The sequence below is a fragment of the Parafrankia sp. BMG5.11 genome (assembly GCF_004337455.1).
This window is the reverse complement of record NZ_SJXI01000059.1, coordinates 37,084-52,814: the sequence shown is the minus strand read 5'-3', so window position 1 is coordinate 52,814 and position 15,731 is coordinate 37,084. Positions and strand designations below refer to the sequence as shown.

The window sequence follows — 15,731 nt, the reverse complement described above, 5'->3', positions numbered from 1 at the left end:
CAGCGGGACCGCGCCCGGGCGCAGGCGTGGGCCGAGGCGGGGGTAGCTCGACCCACGTCCGCAGCGGTCCCCGGCCGCCGGCGGTCCGGCGCGCGGTGCGGCTCGGCGCCGTCCTCGGCGCACTGGTGATCGCGTACGCGGTGATCACCGCTGTGGTCAGCCGCCCGGCCGGCCACGGCTACCTGGACATCACCTCCGCGGACGGATACGGCACCCGGGCGGTCGCGGAGATCCTGCGCGCCCGCGGGGTGACGGTGACGGCCGGCGAGCAGGTGCCGACGGCAGCCCCGGCACCCGGCCCCGCGGGGACGTCCGCAGGGCGGACGGTGGTCGTCACCAACCCCGACCTGCTGTCCCAGGCCGAGCTCGACGCGCTGGTGACCAGCACCCGCGCCGGCTCGGACGTCGTTCTCGTCGCCCCGGATCCCAGCGTGGTGGTCGCGCTGGGCCTGCCGGTCACGACCGGGCAGCCGGGCGTAGGTGACTACGGTGACGAATCCCCCCCGGGGTGCACGCTCCCCGAGGCAGGCGCGGCCGGGTCGACCACGGTCGGCGACTCGGTGACGTTCGCCCGCACCAACGGCCAGGACGGCCAGGACAGTCAGGACGGCCAGGGCACCCCGGGCGGCCGGAGCGGCGCCACCCGCGTCGAGCTCTGCTACGGCGACCCCGGCGCGGCCCGGCTGGCGGTGCTCACCCCCACCCGGTCGGACGTCGGCAGCGGGCCGACCGGGCGCCTGGTGCTCCTGGGCGGCGGCGGCTTCCTCACCAACGAACGCCTGGACGAGACCGGGAACGCGGCGCTGGCCCTCGGGCTGCTCGCCCGCACCCCCCGGCTGGAGTGGGTGACCCCGGTCGTCGCGGCCGAGGACGCCGTGGGCACGAAAGGCCTGTCGGAGCTGCTCCCCGACGGTTTCTGGTTCGGCTCCCTGCAGCTCCTGCTCGTCCTGGTGTTCCTCGCCCTGTGGCAGGGACGGCGGCTCGGGCCACCGATCGAGGAGCCGCTGCCCGTCGTGGTGCGCTCCACCGAGACCGTCGAGGGCCGGGGCCGGCTCTACGCCGCGGCGCACGCCCGCGAACGGGCCGCCGCGGCGCTGCGGGCGGGGCTGCGGGCCCGGCTCGCCGACCGGCTCGGCATCGATACCGCCGCGGCCGGCTCGCCGTGGCACACCCGTGGCCCGGATCCGACCGTCCTCGTGGCCTCCGTCGCCGAACAGACCGGACGGTCACCCATGGAGATCGGGCCACTCCTGTACGGTTCGGACATGGCGCCCACGGGCTATTCCCAACCACCCTGGCCGGCCCACCAGGGCCCGCCCGCCTCATGGGCATCACCGATCCCGCCGAGCCCGGTCGACATCCAGGCTGCCAGGACGAGGCGGGATGCCGAGGGTGACGTCGCGCTCGTCCGGCTGGCCCGCACACTGCACGAACTCGATCGACAGGTGGGCAGAAGGTGACATCCCCGAACCTCGGCGCTCCCCCGCCCGGATCGGAGACGCTGCGCAAGCCGCTGGCCGCTCCGCAGGCGCCTCCCCCCGCCGACGCCGAGGCCGCCCGCCGGGCGCTGGTGACGCTGCGCGACGAGGTCGCGAAGGCCGTCGTGGGCCAGGACGCCGCCGTCAGCGGCCTCGTCGTGGCGCTGCTGTGCCGCGGCCACGCGCTGCTCGAAGGCGTCCCCGGGGTCGCGAAGACCCTGCTCGTACGAACGCTGGCGGCCGCGTTGTCGCTCGACACCAAGCGGCTGCAGTTCACCCCGGACCTGATGCCGGGTGACGTCACGGGTTCGCTCGTCTACGACAGCCGGACCAGCGAGTTCACGTTCCGTGAGGGGCCGGTCTTCACCAACCTGCTGCTCGCGGACGAGATCAATCGGACGCCACCGAAGACCCAGGCGGCGCTGCTCGAGGTCATGGAGGAACGACAGGTCACCGTCGAGGGCGTGCCACGCCCGCTCCCGGCGCCCTTCGCCGTCCTGGCGACCCAGAACCCCATCGAACACGAGGGGACCTACCCCCTTCCCGAGGCGCAGCTGGACCGTTTCCTGATCAAGGTGACGCTGCCGCTGCCGCCCCGCGACGACGAGGTGCGGATCCTCGCCCACCATGCCGGCGGGTTCGACCCGGGCAACCTGGCCGCCGCCGGGGTGTCGCCGGTGGCCGGCCCGGCCGATCTGGCGGCCGCGCGGGCAGCCGTGTCCCGGGTGCAGATCCACCCCGAGGTGCTCGCGTACATCGTGGACCTGGCGCGGGCCACCCGGGCGGCTCCGTCGGTGCAGCTCGGGGTGTCGCCGCGCGGGGCGACCGCGCTGCTGGCGACCACCCGCGCGTGGGCCTGGCTGTCCGGGCGCACATACGCCACGCCGGACGACGTCAAGGCGCTGGCCCGGGCGACCCTGCGCCACCGGATCAGCCTGCGGCCGGAGGCCGAGCAGGACGGCGTCACCGCCGACACCGTGCTCGACCAGGTGCTCGCCGTCGTGCCCGTCCCCCGGTAACGGGCAGCTGTGGCGATCACCGGCCGCGCCGTGGCGCTGGTCGCGCTCGGCATCGTCGTGGTGGTTCTCTCCCCGGCGCCGGGCGCGACCTTCGTGCTGGTGAACCTGCTGGTCGTCGCGCTGATCTGCGTCGACGTGTGGCTGGCGGGGCAGGTGCGCGCGTGCACGTTCGCCCGCTCCGGACCGACCGCGGCCCGGCTGGGTCAGCCGGTTCCGCTCGTGCTGACCGTCGCCAACGACGGAACCCGCACCGTGCGGGCCCGCATCCGCGACGGCTGGCCGCCGTCCGCCGGCGCCCGACCGCGGGTGCACCGGGTGACGGTGCCAACGGGCGAGCGCCGGTTCCTGGAGACCACGCTGAACCCGACCCGGCGCGGTGACCGGATGCCCGTCCGCATCACCGTGCGCTCGCTGGGCCCGCTGGGCCTGGCCGGGCGGCAGGGCCGGCACCACTGCCCGTGGCGGGTGCGGGTGCTGCCGCCGTTCTCGTCCCGCCGGCACCTGCCGGCCGCGCTGGCCCGGTTGCGCGAGGTGGAGGGCGAGGTCGCGATCCGCGGCGGCGGCGCCGGCTCGGAGTTCGACAGCCTGCGGGAGTACGTCGTCGGCGACGACGTGCGGACGATCGACTGGCGGGCCACCGCCCGCCACCACGGCTCGGTGGTCGTCCGCACCTTCCGGCCCGAACGGGACCGCCGGGTCATCTGCGTCCTCGACACCGGCCGGACGTCAGCCGGCCGGGTCGGCGACGTCCCCCGGCTGGACCATGCGTTGGACGCCGCACTGCTGCTCACCGCCGTCGCCCTGCGGGCCGGGGACCGGGTCGGGCTGGTCGCCCACGACAGCACCAGCCGGATCTCCCTGCCGACCTCACGGGACAACGGCCTGCTGGCCCGGATGAGCGATGCGATGGCCACCCTGGAACCGGCCCTCGTCGAGGCCGACCACGCCGGGATGGCCTCGGCGGTGCTGCGCAACGCCTCCCGGCGTGCCCTCGTCGTCATCTTCACCGAGCTTGTCCCGGCGGTGATCGAGGACGGCCTGCTGCCGGCGCTGCCCACGCTGACCTCCCGGCACACGGTGCTCGTGGCCGCGCTGCGCGACCCCCGGCTTGACGAGCTCACAGCCGGGCACGGCGACGTCCACCAGGTGTACGCGGCGGCGGCGGCGGAGCAGACGCTGCTGCGGCGGCGCGAGCTGACCGAGGCGCTGCGCCGCCGCGGCGTCGAGGTGGTGGACGTGGCACCGGCGCACTACGCGGCGCTGGTCACCGACACCTACCTCACGCTGAAGGCCCGCGGGCGCCTGTGACCGCGGCCCGCGCGGCGGCCCCCCGCGCGAGATCCGGGGTGCCCGGACGCTCCCGGGGCTCCGCGGCGGCGTCCAGGCCCGTCTCGCGCACGACGGCACGCAGCTCCCGGACGACGCGCAGCGCCCGCTCCCCCGGATCGACGCGCGTGGTCGCGTAGACCTCCTGGGTCAGGTCGACACCGTCGCGGCGGACCGGGACCCAGCGGAACGAGCCCGCCCGCGTGCCCGCGAACGAGCTGCCGCTCTTGAACGGCAACGCGATGTCGGACGGGACGACGACGGTGCCGTGACCGTCCTGGCCGAACGCGACGAGCACCTTGGTGCCATACGCCTCGTGCGCGACCCGGGCCGCGATCCCCGGATCGTCCGCAATGTGCTCGGCGATCTCCCGCTCGAGCATCTGACGGGAGCGTGCGGGCAACGGCGGCACCAGCAGCCGGCGCCGGACCAGATCCCGAAGCTCGATGCCGTGCTCGGCCTCGGCCTCGGCCTCGGCCTCGGCGGAGTCGATCATCGCCTCGAGCCGGGATGTGTAGAGCCGGTGCCGGTCGAGGGCGGGCGGATCGCCCACCCGCCTGGGCGGCGGGCCGATGACGAGGTCCGTCGCGCCGTGCAGGAGCGACCCGATGACGTTCTCCTCGAACACGACCATCGACCGGTCCTGCTCGCCCAGCACGTTGGTGGTGCACTCGATGTGGTCATCCGACCGGCCGTCACGCCCGCCGGCGTCACCGCCGGGACGTTCGTCGGCGACCGTCACGCGCAGCCGGCGCATCACCGCGGAGACCAGGTGCGCGTGCTGCGGGAGGAACGTGATGCGCAGCGTCGACGAGCCGGCGTCCGACAACGCGCCCCAGCGGTCCATCATCTCCCGCGCCTGGCGGTACACCTCCGTCCCGAACACCGAAAGGCCACGCCGGTCCTGGGCGAAGAGGCTGCGGCCGGCGAAGGCCGACTGGAGCAGGTCGAGGTTCTGCCGGACGGCGTTCGGGGTCTGGCGGAGCTCGTCCGCGGCCCGGCTGACCGAGCAGTCGAGCTCCGCGACCGAGACGAAGACCCGCAACCTGGCAAGGGTGATCCGGGGGTCGGGACCGCGTCCGCGCTCGTGCTGAGGCACAAGCTGAGCTTGGCACAGCTCAGAAGATTTTGTGTGCCTCAGAGCAGCGCAAGTTCTGTGGGTACGGAAATAAAGCTGCTCTTGCTCACGGTCGAGGACGGCCGGCACGATAGGCGGGTGGACATCCTTGATCCGGATCTTGCGGCACGCATCGGCGCGCTCGGCGCCGCGGATGCCGACGGCGTAGGGCGCGAGGCGTGCGCGCTGTTCGCCGCCGGATACGGGCGGCGCGACGCGCGCGACCTAGCCCGAGCCCTGCACTGGCTGCTGCGCGGCAATCCACTGGTCTGCTCCAGCACCCAGATCATGCACGCTCTCGCGAACGGTGCGGGCAGCGCGCGATCCGGCGCGATGATCCCCAGCCCGACGCTTCCGGACGAGCCGCCCGCCGCCGGCACGCTCCCGGCTCGGGCGCCCGCCGCCCCGCCACGCGGCGCGGTGCCCTCGCTCGCCGGTCTCGCCGGGCTCCCCGCGCTTTCGGACGCCCAGTGCGCCGCGCTCGCCGTCGCCCTCGATCTCAACCACGGCCTGGACCAGGGCACGGCCCGCGCGGACGGGTCCCTGCCGCCCCACGGCGCGACCGCGGACCTCATCAAGCTGCTGGCCCTCGGCCGCCGGCTGGCGCTGGCGCTCGAGCTGCTCCGCCGTCCGGACTATTTCCTCTCCGAGATGTACCGGGGCGAGGAACTCCTGATCGGCTAGGACGGCCGACCGAACCGGCGGCCGACCCGAGCCCGAGCTGGACGGCCGCCGCCGCGCGGCGTCACAGCGCCAGGGCGTCTGGGGCGTCCAGGGCGTCTGGCGCGTCCAGGGCGTCTGGCGCGTCCAGGGCGTCTGGCGCGTCCAGGGCGTCTGGGGCGTCTGGGGCGTCACTACGCTCACGACGTCACGGCGGCACTAAGCCACGGGCACGAGATCCGCGGCCAGGGACTCTTCGAGATCGCCCCGTTCTCCGGCGGCGACCGCGCGACTCCCGTAGATCCACACGTAGGCGACGAAACCCGCCCAGGCCAGCGCACCGATCCCGATCCGGATCGCGGTGGGCAGGGACGACGGTGTCACGAACGCCTCGATGACCCCGGAGATGGCGAGCACGACCGCCATCCCCAGGACAATCCCGATCGCGGCCCTCCCCTCGGCCGCCAGCGCCTCCACCCGGCGCCGAGGCCCCGGGGCGATGATCGACCATCCCAGCCGCAGGCCGACCGCGCCGGCCACGAAGACCACGGTGAGCTCCAGCATCCCGTGCGGCAGGATGAGGGAGAAGAACTGCCCGCCCTCCCCGCAGCTGCCCATGTAGCCGCCGACGATGCCCAGGTTCACCGAGTTCAGCAGCAGGACGAGAAGCGTCGGGATGCCGAACAGGACACCGAAGGCCACCGCCTGTGCCGCCACCCAGGCGTTGTTGGTCCAGACCTGGCTGGCGAACGACGAGGCCGGGTTCTCGGTGTAGTAGCTGGCGAAATCCGACCGGCACAGGTCGGCCACCTCGTCGGGCGGGACGAGGTTCGCCCGGGCGTCCCCGTTGTTCATGATCCAGAGCGCGAACGCGAGCGCGACCAGCAGCGACATCACCGTGGTCGCGATCACCCAGTAACGGCGCACGTAGACCGCGGCGGGGAACGTGACGGCGAAGAACCTGCCCACGACATGCCAGCCCTGGTCCGGCGCACCGACGACCGCGGCCCGGCCCCGGGTGACCAGACTCGCCAGATCGTCGACCAGGTTGGGGTCGTGGGACCGGCCGCGGATCACCGACAGGTGGGTGGCGGCGCGCTGGTACAGCTCGACCATCTCGTCGAGCTCGTCGGCGGACATCCGCCGCGGCCGGCCGGCCCGGTCGACCAGCTGGCCCAGCCGAATCCATTCCGGACGGTGGACGGCGACGTACGCATCGAGGTCCATGGGAGGCTTACTCTTCCAGACCGGTCCGCGCCCCGCGCGTGCCGGGCATGATCGGTCGTGACCGGAACGGCTGCAGGCGCGCGGGGAGCGGCGGATGAACCAGGTGGTCACGGGTGAGGCCGTCGCCATCGACCTGCGGGTCGCCCGGCTGGGCTCCCGCATGATCGCCGGGCTCATCGACCTCGCCATCCAGAGCTACGCCCTGTACACGATCGCCATCGCGGGCTTCCTCGTGGTCCAGCCGGGCGACGAGGCCCTGACGGCCGCCCTCTTCCTCGTCATCTATGTGGGTGTCGTCCTCGGGTATCCCGTCGCGTGCGAGACCTTCATGCGGGGCCGCACGGTCGGGAAGATGGTGCTGGGCCTGCGGGTCGTCCGTGACGACGGTGGTCCGATCCGCTTCCGGCACGCGCTCACCAGGGGGCTGATCGGCACGGTCGCCGAGCGGCCAGGGCTGTTGCTCGGCCTGCCCGCCGTGATCTGCATGCTCTGCTCGAGCCGCTCCAAGCGCCTCGGTGACGTCTTCGCCGGCACCGTCGTCCTGCAGGCGAACGTGCCGCGTACCATCGGCGCGCTCCCGACCGTCCCGCCGCCGCTGGTCGGCTGGGTCAGCACCCTCGACCTGACCGGTGTGGACGACGAGCTCGCCGTGCGCGCCCGCCGCTTCCTGGCCCGGGCACACGAGCTCTCGGACGATTCCCGGGAGCGGATCGGCGGTGCCCTGCTGTACGAGATCCGCGCGGCGGTAGCACCGCAACCCCCTTCGGACGCGCCCGGCTGGGCCGTCGTGTCCGCCGTGCTCGCCGAACGAACTCGCCGCGCGTACGTACGGCTGACGGCAGGCCGCCAGCCCCATGCCGGGGTCACGGGATATCCACCCGGCGGACCGGCGGGCTGGTCCCCCGGCGGTCCGAATCCAGGACCGGCGGAATACCCGCCCTTCCACGCCGTGCCCTACCCGAGCGCCCCGTTCCCGGCGGCGCAGCACCCAGGCGCGCCGTTCCCAGCGCAGCACCCAGACGCACCGTTCCCGGCGGCGCAGCACTCAGGCAGCGCCCCGTTCCCAGCGGCGGCCTACCCGGGTTTCCCGTTCCCGGCGACGCGACACCCAGGCGCATCTTTCCCAGCCGCGCACTACCCGGGCGCGCCGGGAGCACAGGTCCCTGCCGGGCCCCAGCCGGACGCGGCGTCCCCGACCGCGCCCTACCCGGAGGCACCCGTCCCAGCTACTCCCCAGCCCCCCAACACCCCACCGCCACCCCCCACACACCCTCGGTGACGCGAACGAGGCCGCGGCCCGGGCTGCGGCTGAGTGCGGCGGCTCGCTGAACTGGGGCGGGGCGCTGAAGTGTGGCGGCTCAATGAGTCCCTGGACCCCGTCAGCCGCCACACATCCAGCCCATCCCACTTTGGTGCCAACTCGGGCAGCTCGAGCCAGGGAGGAGGCGGATGGGCCAGGCCGGCCGAGCGTTCCGGGAACTCGGTGGGGCGGACGGGTGACACCGGTGGGCGCGCAGGGTGACCGGGGTGGGTGAGCGCAGCGGCGGTGTGGGGCAGCGCGGGCCGGATGGGCGCGGCCCCACTCGCTCGTCTAGCGTTCCTGGGAGTGGGATCCACCGGGGTGGACCGTGACGAACCGGATCCGTTACCCCTGGGCCGCGTGGCGGTGCGCATCCGATGACCTTCTCGGGTCGGATGAGCGACCTTGCGCGGCGTCACGCATGCTTGACGGGTCCGGCAGGGCAGGGCTCCGGCACGCACAGCCGGGCCCGCGAGGGTTGGGGGTGACAGCGACGGTACAGGGACAGGAGTCGGCATCCCCGGTCCGCGGTGACGCCGCGTCCGGTCGGGCCGGACGCAAAAGAGGCCCGCAGGTCCGTATGGCGGGCAGGCCGCGGGGAGGCATCACCCATCCGGACGAGACGGGTGGTCCCGCCGGCGAGACGAGTGGGCCCGCCCGGCGGTCCCGCGGTGGGCCTGACGGGCCCGGGCGGCTCGGGAGGTCGGTGCCGCGTCCTTCGGGAAGCCGTTCACGCGGCACGTCGGCGCCGCTCGGCAGCGCCGACGACCTGCCGTTCGGGCCACCGACCGGCGGAATCCGCCGTCCGGTCGACCGGCGGCGGCACCTCACCCGGATGGGGCTCGTCGCCACCGCCATGGGTGTCGCGGTCGGGCTCATGGCGCTGCCGTTCCTGAGCGCCGCGGGGCTGTTCGCGAAGGCGTCCGCCGACCACTTCCTCGAGCTTCCCTCGGACCTCGTGACCCCGCCGCTGCCACAGAGATCCACGATCCTGGCAGCGGACGGATCCGTGATCGCCACGCTGACCGGGGCGGAGGACCGGCGGGTCGTCACCGGCGACGAGATCCCGAAGATCATGCGCGAGGCGATCGTCGCGATCGAGGACGCCCGCTTCTACTCCCACAACGGCGTCGACCCCCAGGGGGTGTTGCGGGCCGCGGCCCGCAACAGCGAGGCCGGCTCCACCACCCAGGGCGGCTCCACGCTGACCCAGCAGTACGTGAAGAACGTGCTGCTTCAGGACGCCACCACGCCCGAGGAGCGTGACGCGGTCGCCGGCGACTCGCTGGACCGCAAGCTGCGCGAGCTGCGCTACGCCGTCGCGATCGAGCAGCGGTTCAGCAAGGACGAGATCCTCACCCGGTACCTGAACATCGCCTACTTCGGCGACGGCGCGTACGGCGTGGGGACGGCGGCCGAGCACTACTTCGGCATTCCGATCTCCGAGGTCAGCCTCGAGCAGGCCGCCCTGCTCGCCGGGCTCGTCCAGAGCCCGTCGCGCTACGACCCGGTGAACCACCCGCAGGCCGCGCTCGAGCGCCGGAACATGGTGCTCACCCGGATGGCCGACGAGAACTACGTCAGCCGCACCCAGGCGGACGCCGCCCGGCAGATGCCGATCGACGTCATCACCGACCAGCCGACCACGCAGGACTCCTGCGAGATGTCGAGCGCGCCGTTCTTCTGCGACTACATCCGGACCCAGCTGAGCGCCAACCCCGCGCTGGGCGCCACCAAGGAGGAGCGTGACCGGCGGATCCACGAGGGTGGCCTCGTCATCAGGACCACGCTGAACCCGCAGGTGCAGCAGGCGGCGCAGATGGCCGTCAACTCGATCATCCCGCCGGACAACCGGGTGGCCGCGACCGAGGTCGTCATCCAGCCGGGCACCGGCGCGATCCTCGGGATGGCGGTCAACCGCGTCTTCGGGACCAACGAGGCGGCGAACCAGACGAAGCTCGAGCTGCCGACCCGACCGCTCCAGCCCGGGTCGACCTTCAAGACGTTCACCGTGGCGGCCGCGCTCGAACAGGGGTACGGCGTGGGGACGGCTTGGCACTCCCCCGCCTGCTACTCGACCCCCGCGTTCCCGCTCGACCGCGGCGAGGGCGACTGCCCCAAAGGCTTCCAGAACGCCGACCCCGCCGAAGTCGGCGTCTACCGGATGGACGACGCGACCTGGGACTCGGTCAACACCTACTTCATCCAGCTCGAGGAGGAGATCGGGGTACCGGCGGTCGTCGAGATGGCGACCCGGCTCGGTGTCTCCCCCGACAACCTCAAGGACATCCCGCCGACCGAGGGTGACGTGACCATCGGCGGCGAGCCCGTCAGTCCGATGGACATGGCGCTCGCCTACTCCACGCTGGCCTCCGGCGGCATCCGGTGCGAGGCCCGCTTCGCCACCTCGGTGGTCGACTCCGGCGGACAGCAGATCGACGTGGGCAACACGCCGAAGTGCGAGCGGGTGCTGTCCCAGGGCGTCGCGGACACCACGACCAGCATCCTGGCCGGTGTGCTCACCAAGGGGACCGGCGGGAACGCCCGGTTCGACCACCCCGCGGCGGGCAAGACCGGCACCAACGACGGCTTCTCCAGCGCCTGGTTCGTCGGCTACACCCCGCAGATCGCGGCGGCGGTGGCGGTCGCCGACCCGAACGGCCCCGGGCACCCCCTGCGCAACGTCGTCGTGAACGGCCGCCCCTGGCCCCGTGTGTTCGGCGGCGACCTGCCGGCGATGATCTGGGGCGCCTCGATGCGGGGCGCGCTGGCCGGGCAGCCCGTGCAGGCCCTGCCCGGCGCGGACCCGGCCGTGGCCCGGGGAACCAAGGGCGGCCGGATGATGAACACCGCGCCACCCGCGCCGACCCCGACGCTGCCGAGCCTGGAAGATCTGCTGCCGGGCGCGGGCACCGGCCAGACCCCGGGGCTGCCGGGGTTCGGGCAGGGCGGCGGTGGTCAGGGGCAGGTCGTCGTGCCGCAGACCAACCAGGGCGCCGGCCAGGGCCAACCCAGCCGCAACAACCAGGGCCGCTAGGCGTCCCACGGCCCGGGACCCGAGCGGAATACCGCCGACAGGTCCCGGGCCGGGTGACCCCCAGGTGGCCCGTCCGGGAAAACCGGTGGCGGCGGGCGGGCCGGACCGGGACAGTGGACCCACTGGCGGCGTTGGCTGGGCGCTGGCGGGTTTCGGCCGGCACTGACGTAACCCGGGTAGATGAACACGGCGCGGGGCGGTGACGTGACCGAGGATCTACCACCCGAGCCGGTCGCGTCGCTACTCGCGGCCGGACACCCGGAGCGGGTGTGGGAGCTGCTTCCGAGCCTGACCTTCGGTGACGCGCTGCGGGTGGCCTCGCTTCTGCACCGAACCGGCTGGCGCCCCGGCGGCCGGGGCGACGGGCACGGTGACGCCCACGCGAGGCGGAGCGCGGCGCTGTTCGACCTGCTGGTGCGCACGAACCAGCAGGTGGGCCTGGGCCGGAGCGGCCGAGATGCGGCCTCCGCCCTCAGGTTCCCACCCGTCGCCCGCGGGCTGACCGGGCTCGGGATCGCCACCGCGGCACAACCGTCACTGGCGCCCGATACAGGCCTGATCGCCCTCGTCCACCGGGACGGGTCGTTCCGGGTCGACCACCTGACGATCTGGGATCCGTGGAGCTGCCGGCGGGTGTGGTGGCATCCGCTGCCCCGTGGGCTCGGTGGCGGCCGGTTCACCCGGCTGCTGTTCGCCGCCGACGGCCAGATCTTCGCCTGCCACCGGCCGGACCGGTTCCCGCGCGAGCCCGAGCGCCTGCTCGTGTTCGGCTACGACGCCGGCTCGTTGGTCGTCCGCGAGCTGGACTCCGCCCCTTCGGGCTTCTACGCGCTGGCACCCATGCCCGCCGGACCGGACAAGGCGGTCTGCGCCGTGCGCGCGGACGGTGAAAGACGGTGTGGCCGGCGGTGCCGGACGGCGCGCCTGGCCACCCGCGGCCGCCGTCCGTCCGCCTGCCCATACCGGCCGGCCACGAGCTGGACGTCGGACTGCGCCCCGACGCCAACCTGGCCGTCTCCGCGGACGGCGAACGGATCTGCCTTGTCACCCGACGGCGCCCCGGGACGGCGCGCCAGGTCACTGTCGCCGATCGGCGGACGGGAAAGGAGCTCGCCGCCGCCACGCTCGAGTCCGCCGTGGCGGAGGTCTCCTTCCTCCCCGACGGCGAGACGGCCGCGTCCCGCGCGGGGAGCACCGTGTCGTTCTTCGGCGGGAGCGCGCCGGTCGCGGACTGGCCCGTCGGGCCCGCCCAGCGCGTGCTCTTCCTCCCGGATGGCGAGCATGTGCTGGTCGCGCACGCGAGCGGGTCGATCGAGGTCCACACCTGGCCGGACCGCGCACTGGTCGGCTTTCTCAGCGGGCCGGAGTTCCTGATCACGCTGACCGTCTCGCCCGCCGGGGACAGGGTCGTGGCCCTCGGCGAGCGGGGGCGGGTGCAGACCACCGTCTGGGACAGCGCGGTGCTACGCCTGTTGCACCGACCACTCGCCGAGGCCGCCCCGCGGGCGCCGGCCCTCGTCCGGGCGATGTCCGCGCAGGCGGCCGGTGACCGGTGGGAGCTCCAGCTGCGCGCGCTGGCGGCACTCCTCGAACACCGACCCCAACCGGGCCGTCGGGAATAACAGCGGCAGTCAGCCGTCCAGCAGCCAGCGGTTCAGCGGGGGGTGCCGAGCTCCCGCAGCCGCAGCGCGGCGCCGGGGTCGACCCCGAGTGCGAGTCCTACGTAGCTGCCCGCGAAGTCGATCAGGCCGATCAGGGAGGCCAGGCGCTCCAGCGGCGCCGTGCCCTCCGCCCGCAGCTCGGTGACGCCGACGCCGTGCTCACCCGCGAGGACGACAGCCCGCTCCGCCGCGCGGGCGATCTCGGGATGCTCGCCGGCGGGATCACGCAGCAGGATCAGCCGAAGCCGCACGACGGCCTCGTCATCGACCCGGTCGCGGAAGAAGTCGGCCAGATCGTCGTCTGCGGCGTCGCCGTCACCGTCGCCGCCGGCCGACCCGGCCCCGCCGTCGCCGGACCCGAAAGCTCCGCGGAACAGCGCGACCTGTTCCTCAGCCGGATGCGGCAGCGCTCCGACCAGCGCGGGGTAGCCCGCGCTCACCGCGAGCACACCCGCGGCCCGGGTGGCGGCGACCTCGGTCAGCCGGGTCGTCCCCCACCACAGTGGCAGGGCGCCGGCCAGCTCGAGGGCCAGCGTCTTCGCCGGGTTGACGAACGACTCGCTCGTCGGCCGGCACCTGCTCGCCATCGCCTCCAGGCGCACGGCGGCGGCCTCGATCGCGGCCTCGCCCTCACGGTGCACCCCGAGCGCCGCCGCGGCCGCGAGCAGCGGGACGGCCAGCGACCACAGTCCGGTGTACGCCGGCCGGGCTTCGGGCAGCGCCACGAACGGCGCCCTGGCCAGCTCCGCGAGGTGGGACAACGGAGAGTCCGCGGGGCCGACGACGGCCAGCCGGCAGCCCCGCCGGTGCGCCTCCTCGACGGCCGAGAGGGTCTCCGCGGAGGTACCGGACACGGACACGGCGAGGATCACGTCGGCCACCCCGGCCCAGCCGGGAAGCCCGTGCCGATGGTGTGTGATCACCGGCACCGGTGCGGCCTGCCCGGCGACGGCGTCGAGCACGTCCCCGGCGAGCGCCGAGGCGCCCACCCCGACGACCACGACCGCGCGGGGCCGGCCGTCGGCCGCGAGCGACCCGACACCGGCCTCCTGCGCCAGGCGCCAGCTCTCCCGGACCTGGCGCGCCGCCGAGGCCGTGTTCGGGAGCAGGTTGAGCGTGTCCGCGGCCTCGAGCCTGCGCGCGTCGTCCAGGATGGGCTCGTCGACGTTCACGCGGGCCGCGCGGCGCCGGTCAGGACGAGGATCCGGCCGCGGCCGGGAACGGCTTCGCCTCGTCGAGCAGCATCACCGGGATGTCGTCGCGGACCGGGAAGGCCAGACCGCACGACTCGCAGACCAGCACGGGAGCGCCGTCCAGCGTCTCCTGCCGCAGCGGAGCATGCTCCGGGCACGGGCAGGCGAGGATCTCCAGCAACAGGGGGTCGAGGCTCATCAGGAGTTCTCCCTTCCACCGCGGATGCAGACGAGGATGTCGTCGCGCAGCCGGCACATCGTGGCATCATCGCGCCCTTCGACGTTCAGGCGCAGCAGTGGCTCGGTATTGGACGGCCGGAGGTTGAACCACGACCCGTCGGCCAGCGACACGGTCAGCCCGTCCATGTGGTCGATGTCGACCGCCTGGGCGGCGTAGGCCTTCTCGACCTCGTTCATCGCCACGTCGGCGTCCGCGACCTCGGAGTTGATCTCCCCGGAGGCCGCGTAGCGGGCGTAGCCGCCGAGCAGGCCGGACAGCGGGCCGCCCTGCCCGCCCAGCGCGGCCAGCACGTGCAGGGCCGCGAGCATGCCGGAGTCCGCGCGCCAGAAGTCCCGGAAGTAGAAGTGACCGGAGTGCTCGCCGCCGAACACCGCGCCGGTGCGGGCCATCTCGGCCTTGATGAACGAGTGGCCGACGCGGGTGCGCACCGGCGCGCCGCCGCGCTCGGTCACCAGCTCGGGGACGGCCCGGCTGACGATCACGTTGTGGATGATGGTCGCGCCCGGCTCGCGGCGCAGCTCGCGCTCGGCGACCAGGGCGGTGATGACCGACGGGGAGACGATCTCGCCGCGCTCGTCGACGACGAAGCAGCGGTCGGCGTCGCCGTCGAAGGCGAGCCCGATGTCCGCGCCCGAGGAGCGCACGGCGGCCTGCAGGTCGCGCAGGTTCTCCGGCTCGATCGGGTTGGCCTCGTGGTTCGGGAAGGAGCCGTCGAGCTCGAAGTACATCGGGGTGACGGTCAGCGGCAGCCCGTCGAACACCGCCGGGACGGTCAGACCCGCCATGCCGTTGCCGGCGTCCACGACGACCTTCAGCGGGCGGATCCGGCTCAGGTCGACCAGCGAGCGCAGATGACGCGCGTAGTCGTCACGCAGGTCGCGGGTGGTGACGGTGCCCGGCCGGCCGGTGTACTCCGGCACGCCGGCCTCGATCAGCGCCCGGATCTCCGCCAGGCCGGTCTGCTGCCCGATCGGCGCCGCGCCGGCCCGGCACAGCTTCATGCCGTTGTACTTCGCCGGGTTGTGCGAGGCGGTGAACATGGCACCGGGCAGGTCCAGCGAGCCGGCCGCGAAGTAGAGCAGGTCGGTCGACCCGAGACCGGCGGCGATGACGTCCGCGCCCTGGCTGGTGGCGCCGTCCGCGAAGGCGGCCGCCAGCGGGACGGAGGACTCGCGCATGTCGTGGGCGGTGACGATCCGGCCGGCTCCGAGCAGGCGGACGAACGCCGCGCCGGTGGCCCGAGCCACCTCCACGTCGAACTCGGACGGCACCACACCTCGCACGTCGTATGCCTTGAAGATCCGTGAGAGGTCGTGCACCCCGTAACCACCTTCCCTGACCGGCGTCGATCGACCGGGTTGACCTTATCCGGCCGGGGTGACATCTCCGTCAGCGCCTTGCCGCGCGGGACGGGTTCGGCGCGGGACGGCGTCACGAGGCATGGCAGGCCGGCGCCGGTGCGCCGGTGCGAG

At 73.8% G+C, this 15,731-nt stretch carries 12 protein-coding genes; 7 read left to right on the top strand and 5 right to left on the bottom strand.

What is annotated here, in order from left to right; translation table 11 throughout:
* Positions 1–95 precede the first annotated feature (95 nt).
* Genes E0504_RS33175 through E0504_RS33165 form a run of 3 tightly spaced genes read left to right on the top strand, consistent with a single transcriptional unit; the run spans position 96 to position 3,805 of the window.
* Entirely contained in the window at positions 96–1,460 is a 1,365-nt protein-coding gene (locus E0504_RS33175; RefSeq protein ID WP_235013626.1) for a DUF4350 domain-containing protein, read from the top strand.
* Complete coding sequence (locus E0504_RS33170) at positions 1,457–2,497, top strand: MoxR family ATPase (RefSeq protein WP_071064572.1); 1,041 nt, start codon at positions 1,457–1,459, stop codon at positions 2,495–2,497. The genes E0504_RS33175 and E0504_RS33170 overlap by 4 nt, the downstream gene beginning before the upstream one ends.
* Positions 2,498–2,506: 9 nt before the next feature.
* A complete protein-coding gene (locus tag E0504_RS33165) occupies positions 2,507–3,805 on the top strand; it encodes a DUF58 domain-containing protein (protein WP_131626542.1) in 1,299 nt (432 codons plus the stop codon).
* On the opposite strand, the gene E0504_RS33160 is transcribed toward E0504_RS33165, so the two are convergent.
* Positions 3,777–4,922 carry a LysR family transcriptional regulator gene (locus tag E0504_RS33160; RefSeq protein WP_131626541.1) on the bottom strand — a complete coding sequence of 382 codons (1,146 nt, stop codon included), beginning with the start codon at positions 4,920–4,922 and terminating at the stop codon, positions 3,777–3,779. The genes E0504_RS33165 and E0504_RS33160 overlap by 29 nt on opposite strands.
* A 57-nt stretch (positions 4,923–4,979) precedes the next feature.
* On the opposite strand from E0504_RS33160, the gene E0504_RS33155 reads away from it, so the two are divergent.
* The gene (locus tag E0504_RS33155; RefSeq protein WP_131626540.1) at positions 4,980–5,624 is read left to right on the top strand and encodes a hypothetical protein; all 645 of its coding nucleotides are present in this window, start codon (positions 4,980–4,982) and stop codon (positions 5,622–5,624) included.
* Positions 5,625–5,819: 195 nt separating this feature from the next.
* Here E0504_RS33155 and E0504_RS33150 read toward each other — a convergent pair whose 3' ends face one another.
* Complete coding sequence (locus tag E0504_RS33150) at positions 5,820–6,827, bottom strand: stage II sporulation protein M (protein WP_071064564.1); 1,008 nt, start codon at positions 6,825–6,827, stop codon at positions 5,820–5,822.
* 94 nt (positions 6,828–6,921) lie between these two features.
* Between E0504_RS33150 and E0504_RS54470 the strand changes: the two genes are divergently transcribed.
* The 3 genes from E0504_RS54470 (at position 6,922) to E0504_RS52480 (ending at position 12,786) form a co-directional block, all read left to right on the top strand.
* Positions 6,922–8,106: an RDD family protein gene (locus E0504_RS54470; protein ID WP_373693962.1), complete on the top strand. Its 1,185-nt coding sequence runs from the start codon at positions 6,922–6,924 to the stop codon at positions 8,104–8,106.
* A gap of 601 nt (positions 8,107–8,707) precedes the next feature.
* The gene (locus E0504_RS33140) at positions 8,708–11,164 is read left to right on the top strand and encodes a transglycosylase domain-containing protein (protein ID WP_160144253.1); all 2,457 of its coding nucleotides are present in this window, start codon (positions 8,708–8,710) and stop codon (positions 11,162–11,164) included.
* Positions 11,165–12,060: 896 nt separating this feature from the next.
* Positions 12,061–12,786: a WD40 repeat domain-containing protein gene (locus E0504_RS52480; protein ID WP_243657733.1), complete on the top strand. Its 726-nt coding sequence runs from the start codon at positions 12,061–12,063 to the stop codon at positions 12,784–12,786.
* Positions 12,787–12,818: 32 nt separating this feature from the next.
* Here E0504_RS52480 and E0504_RS33130 read toward each other — a convergent pair whose 3' ends face one another.
* From E0504_RS33130 to E0504_RS33120, 3 genes are read right to left on the bottom strand one after another with little or no spacing between them, the layout of a single operon-like run.
* Positions 12,819–13,997: an SIS domain-containing protein gene (locus tag E0504_RS33130; protein WP_112105834.1), complete on the bottom strand. Its 1,179-nt coding sequence runs from the start codon at positions 13,995–13,997 to the stop codon at positions 12,819–12,821.
* Positions 13,998–14,016: 19 nt separating this feature from the next.
* Complete coding sequence (locus tag E0504_RS33125; protein ID WP_018501528.1) at positions 14,017–14,217, bottom strand: Trm112 family protein; 201 nt, start codon at positions 14,215–14,217, stop codon at positions 14,017–14,019.
* Entirely contained in the window at positions 14,217–15,578 is a 1,362-nt protein-coding gene (locus E0504_RS33120) for a phosphomannomutase/phosphoglucomutase (RefSeq protein WP_071064560.1), read from the bottom strand. The genes E0504_RS33125 and E0504_RS33120 overlap by 1 nt, the downstream gene beginning before the upstream one ends.
* Positions 15,579–15,731: the final 153 nt, after the last annotated feature.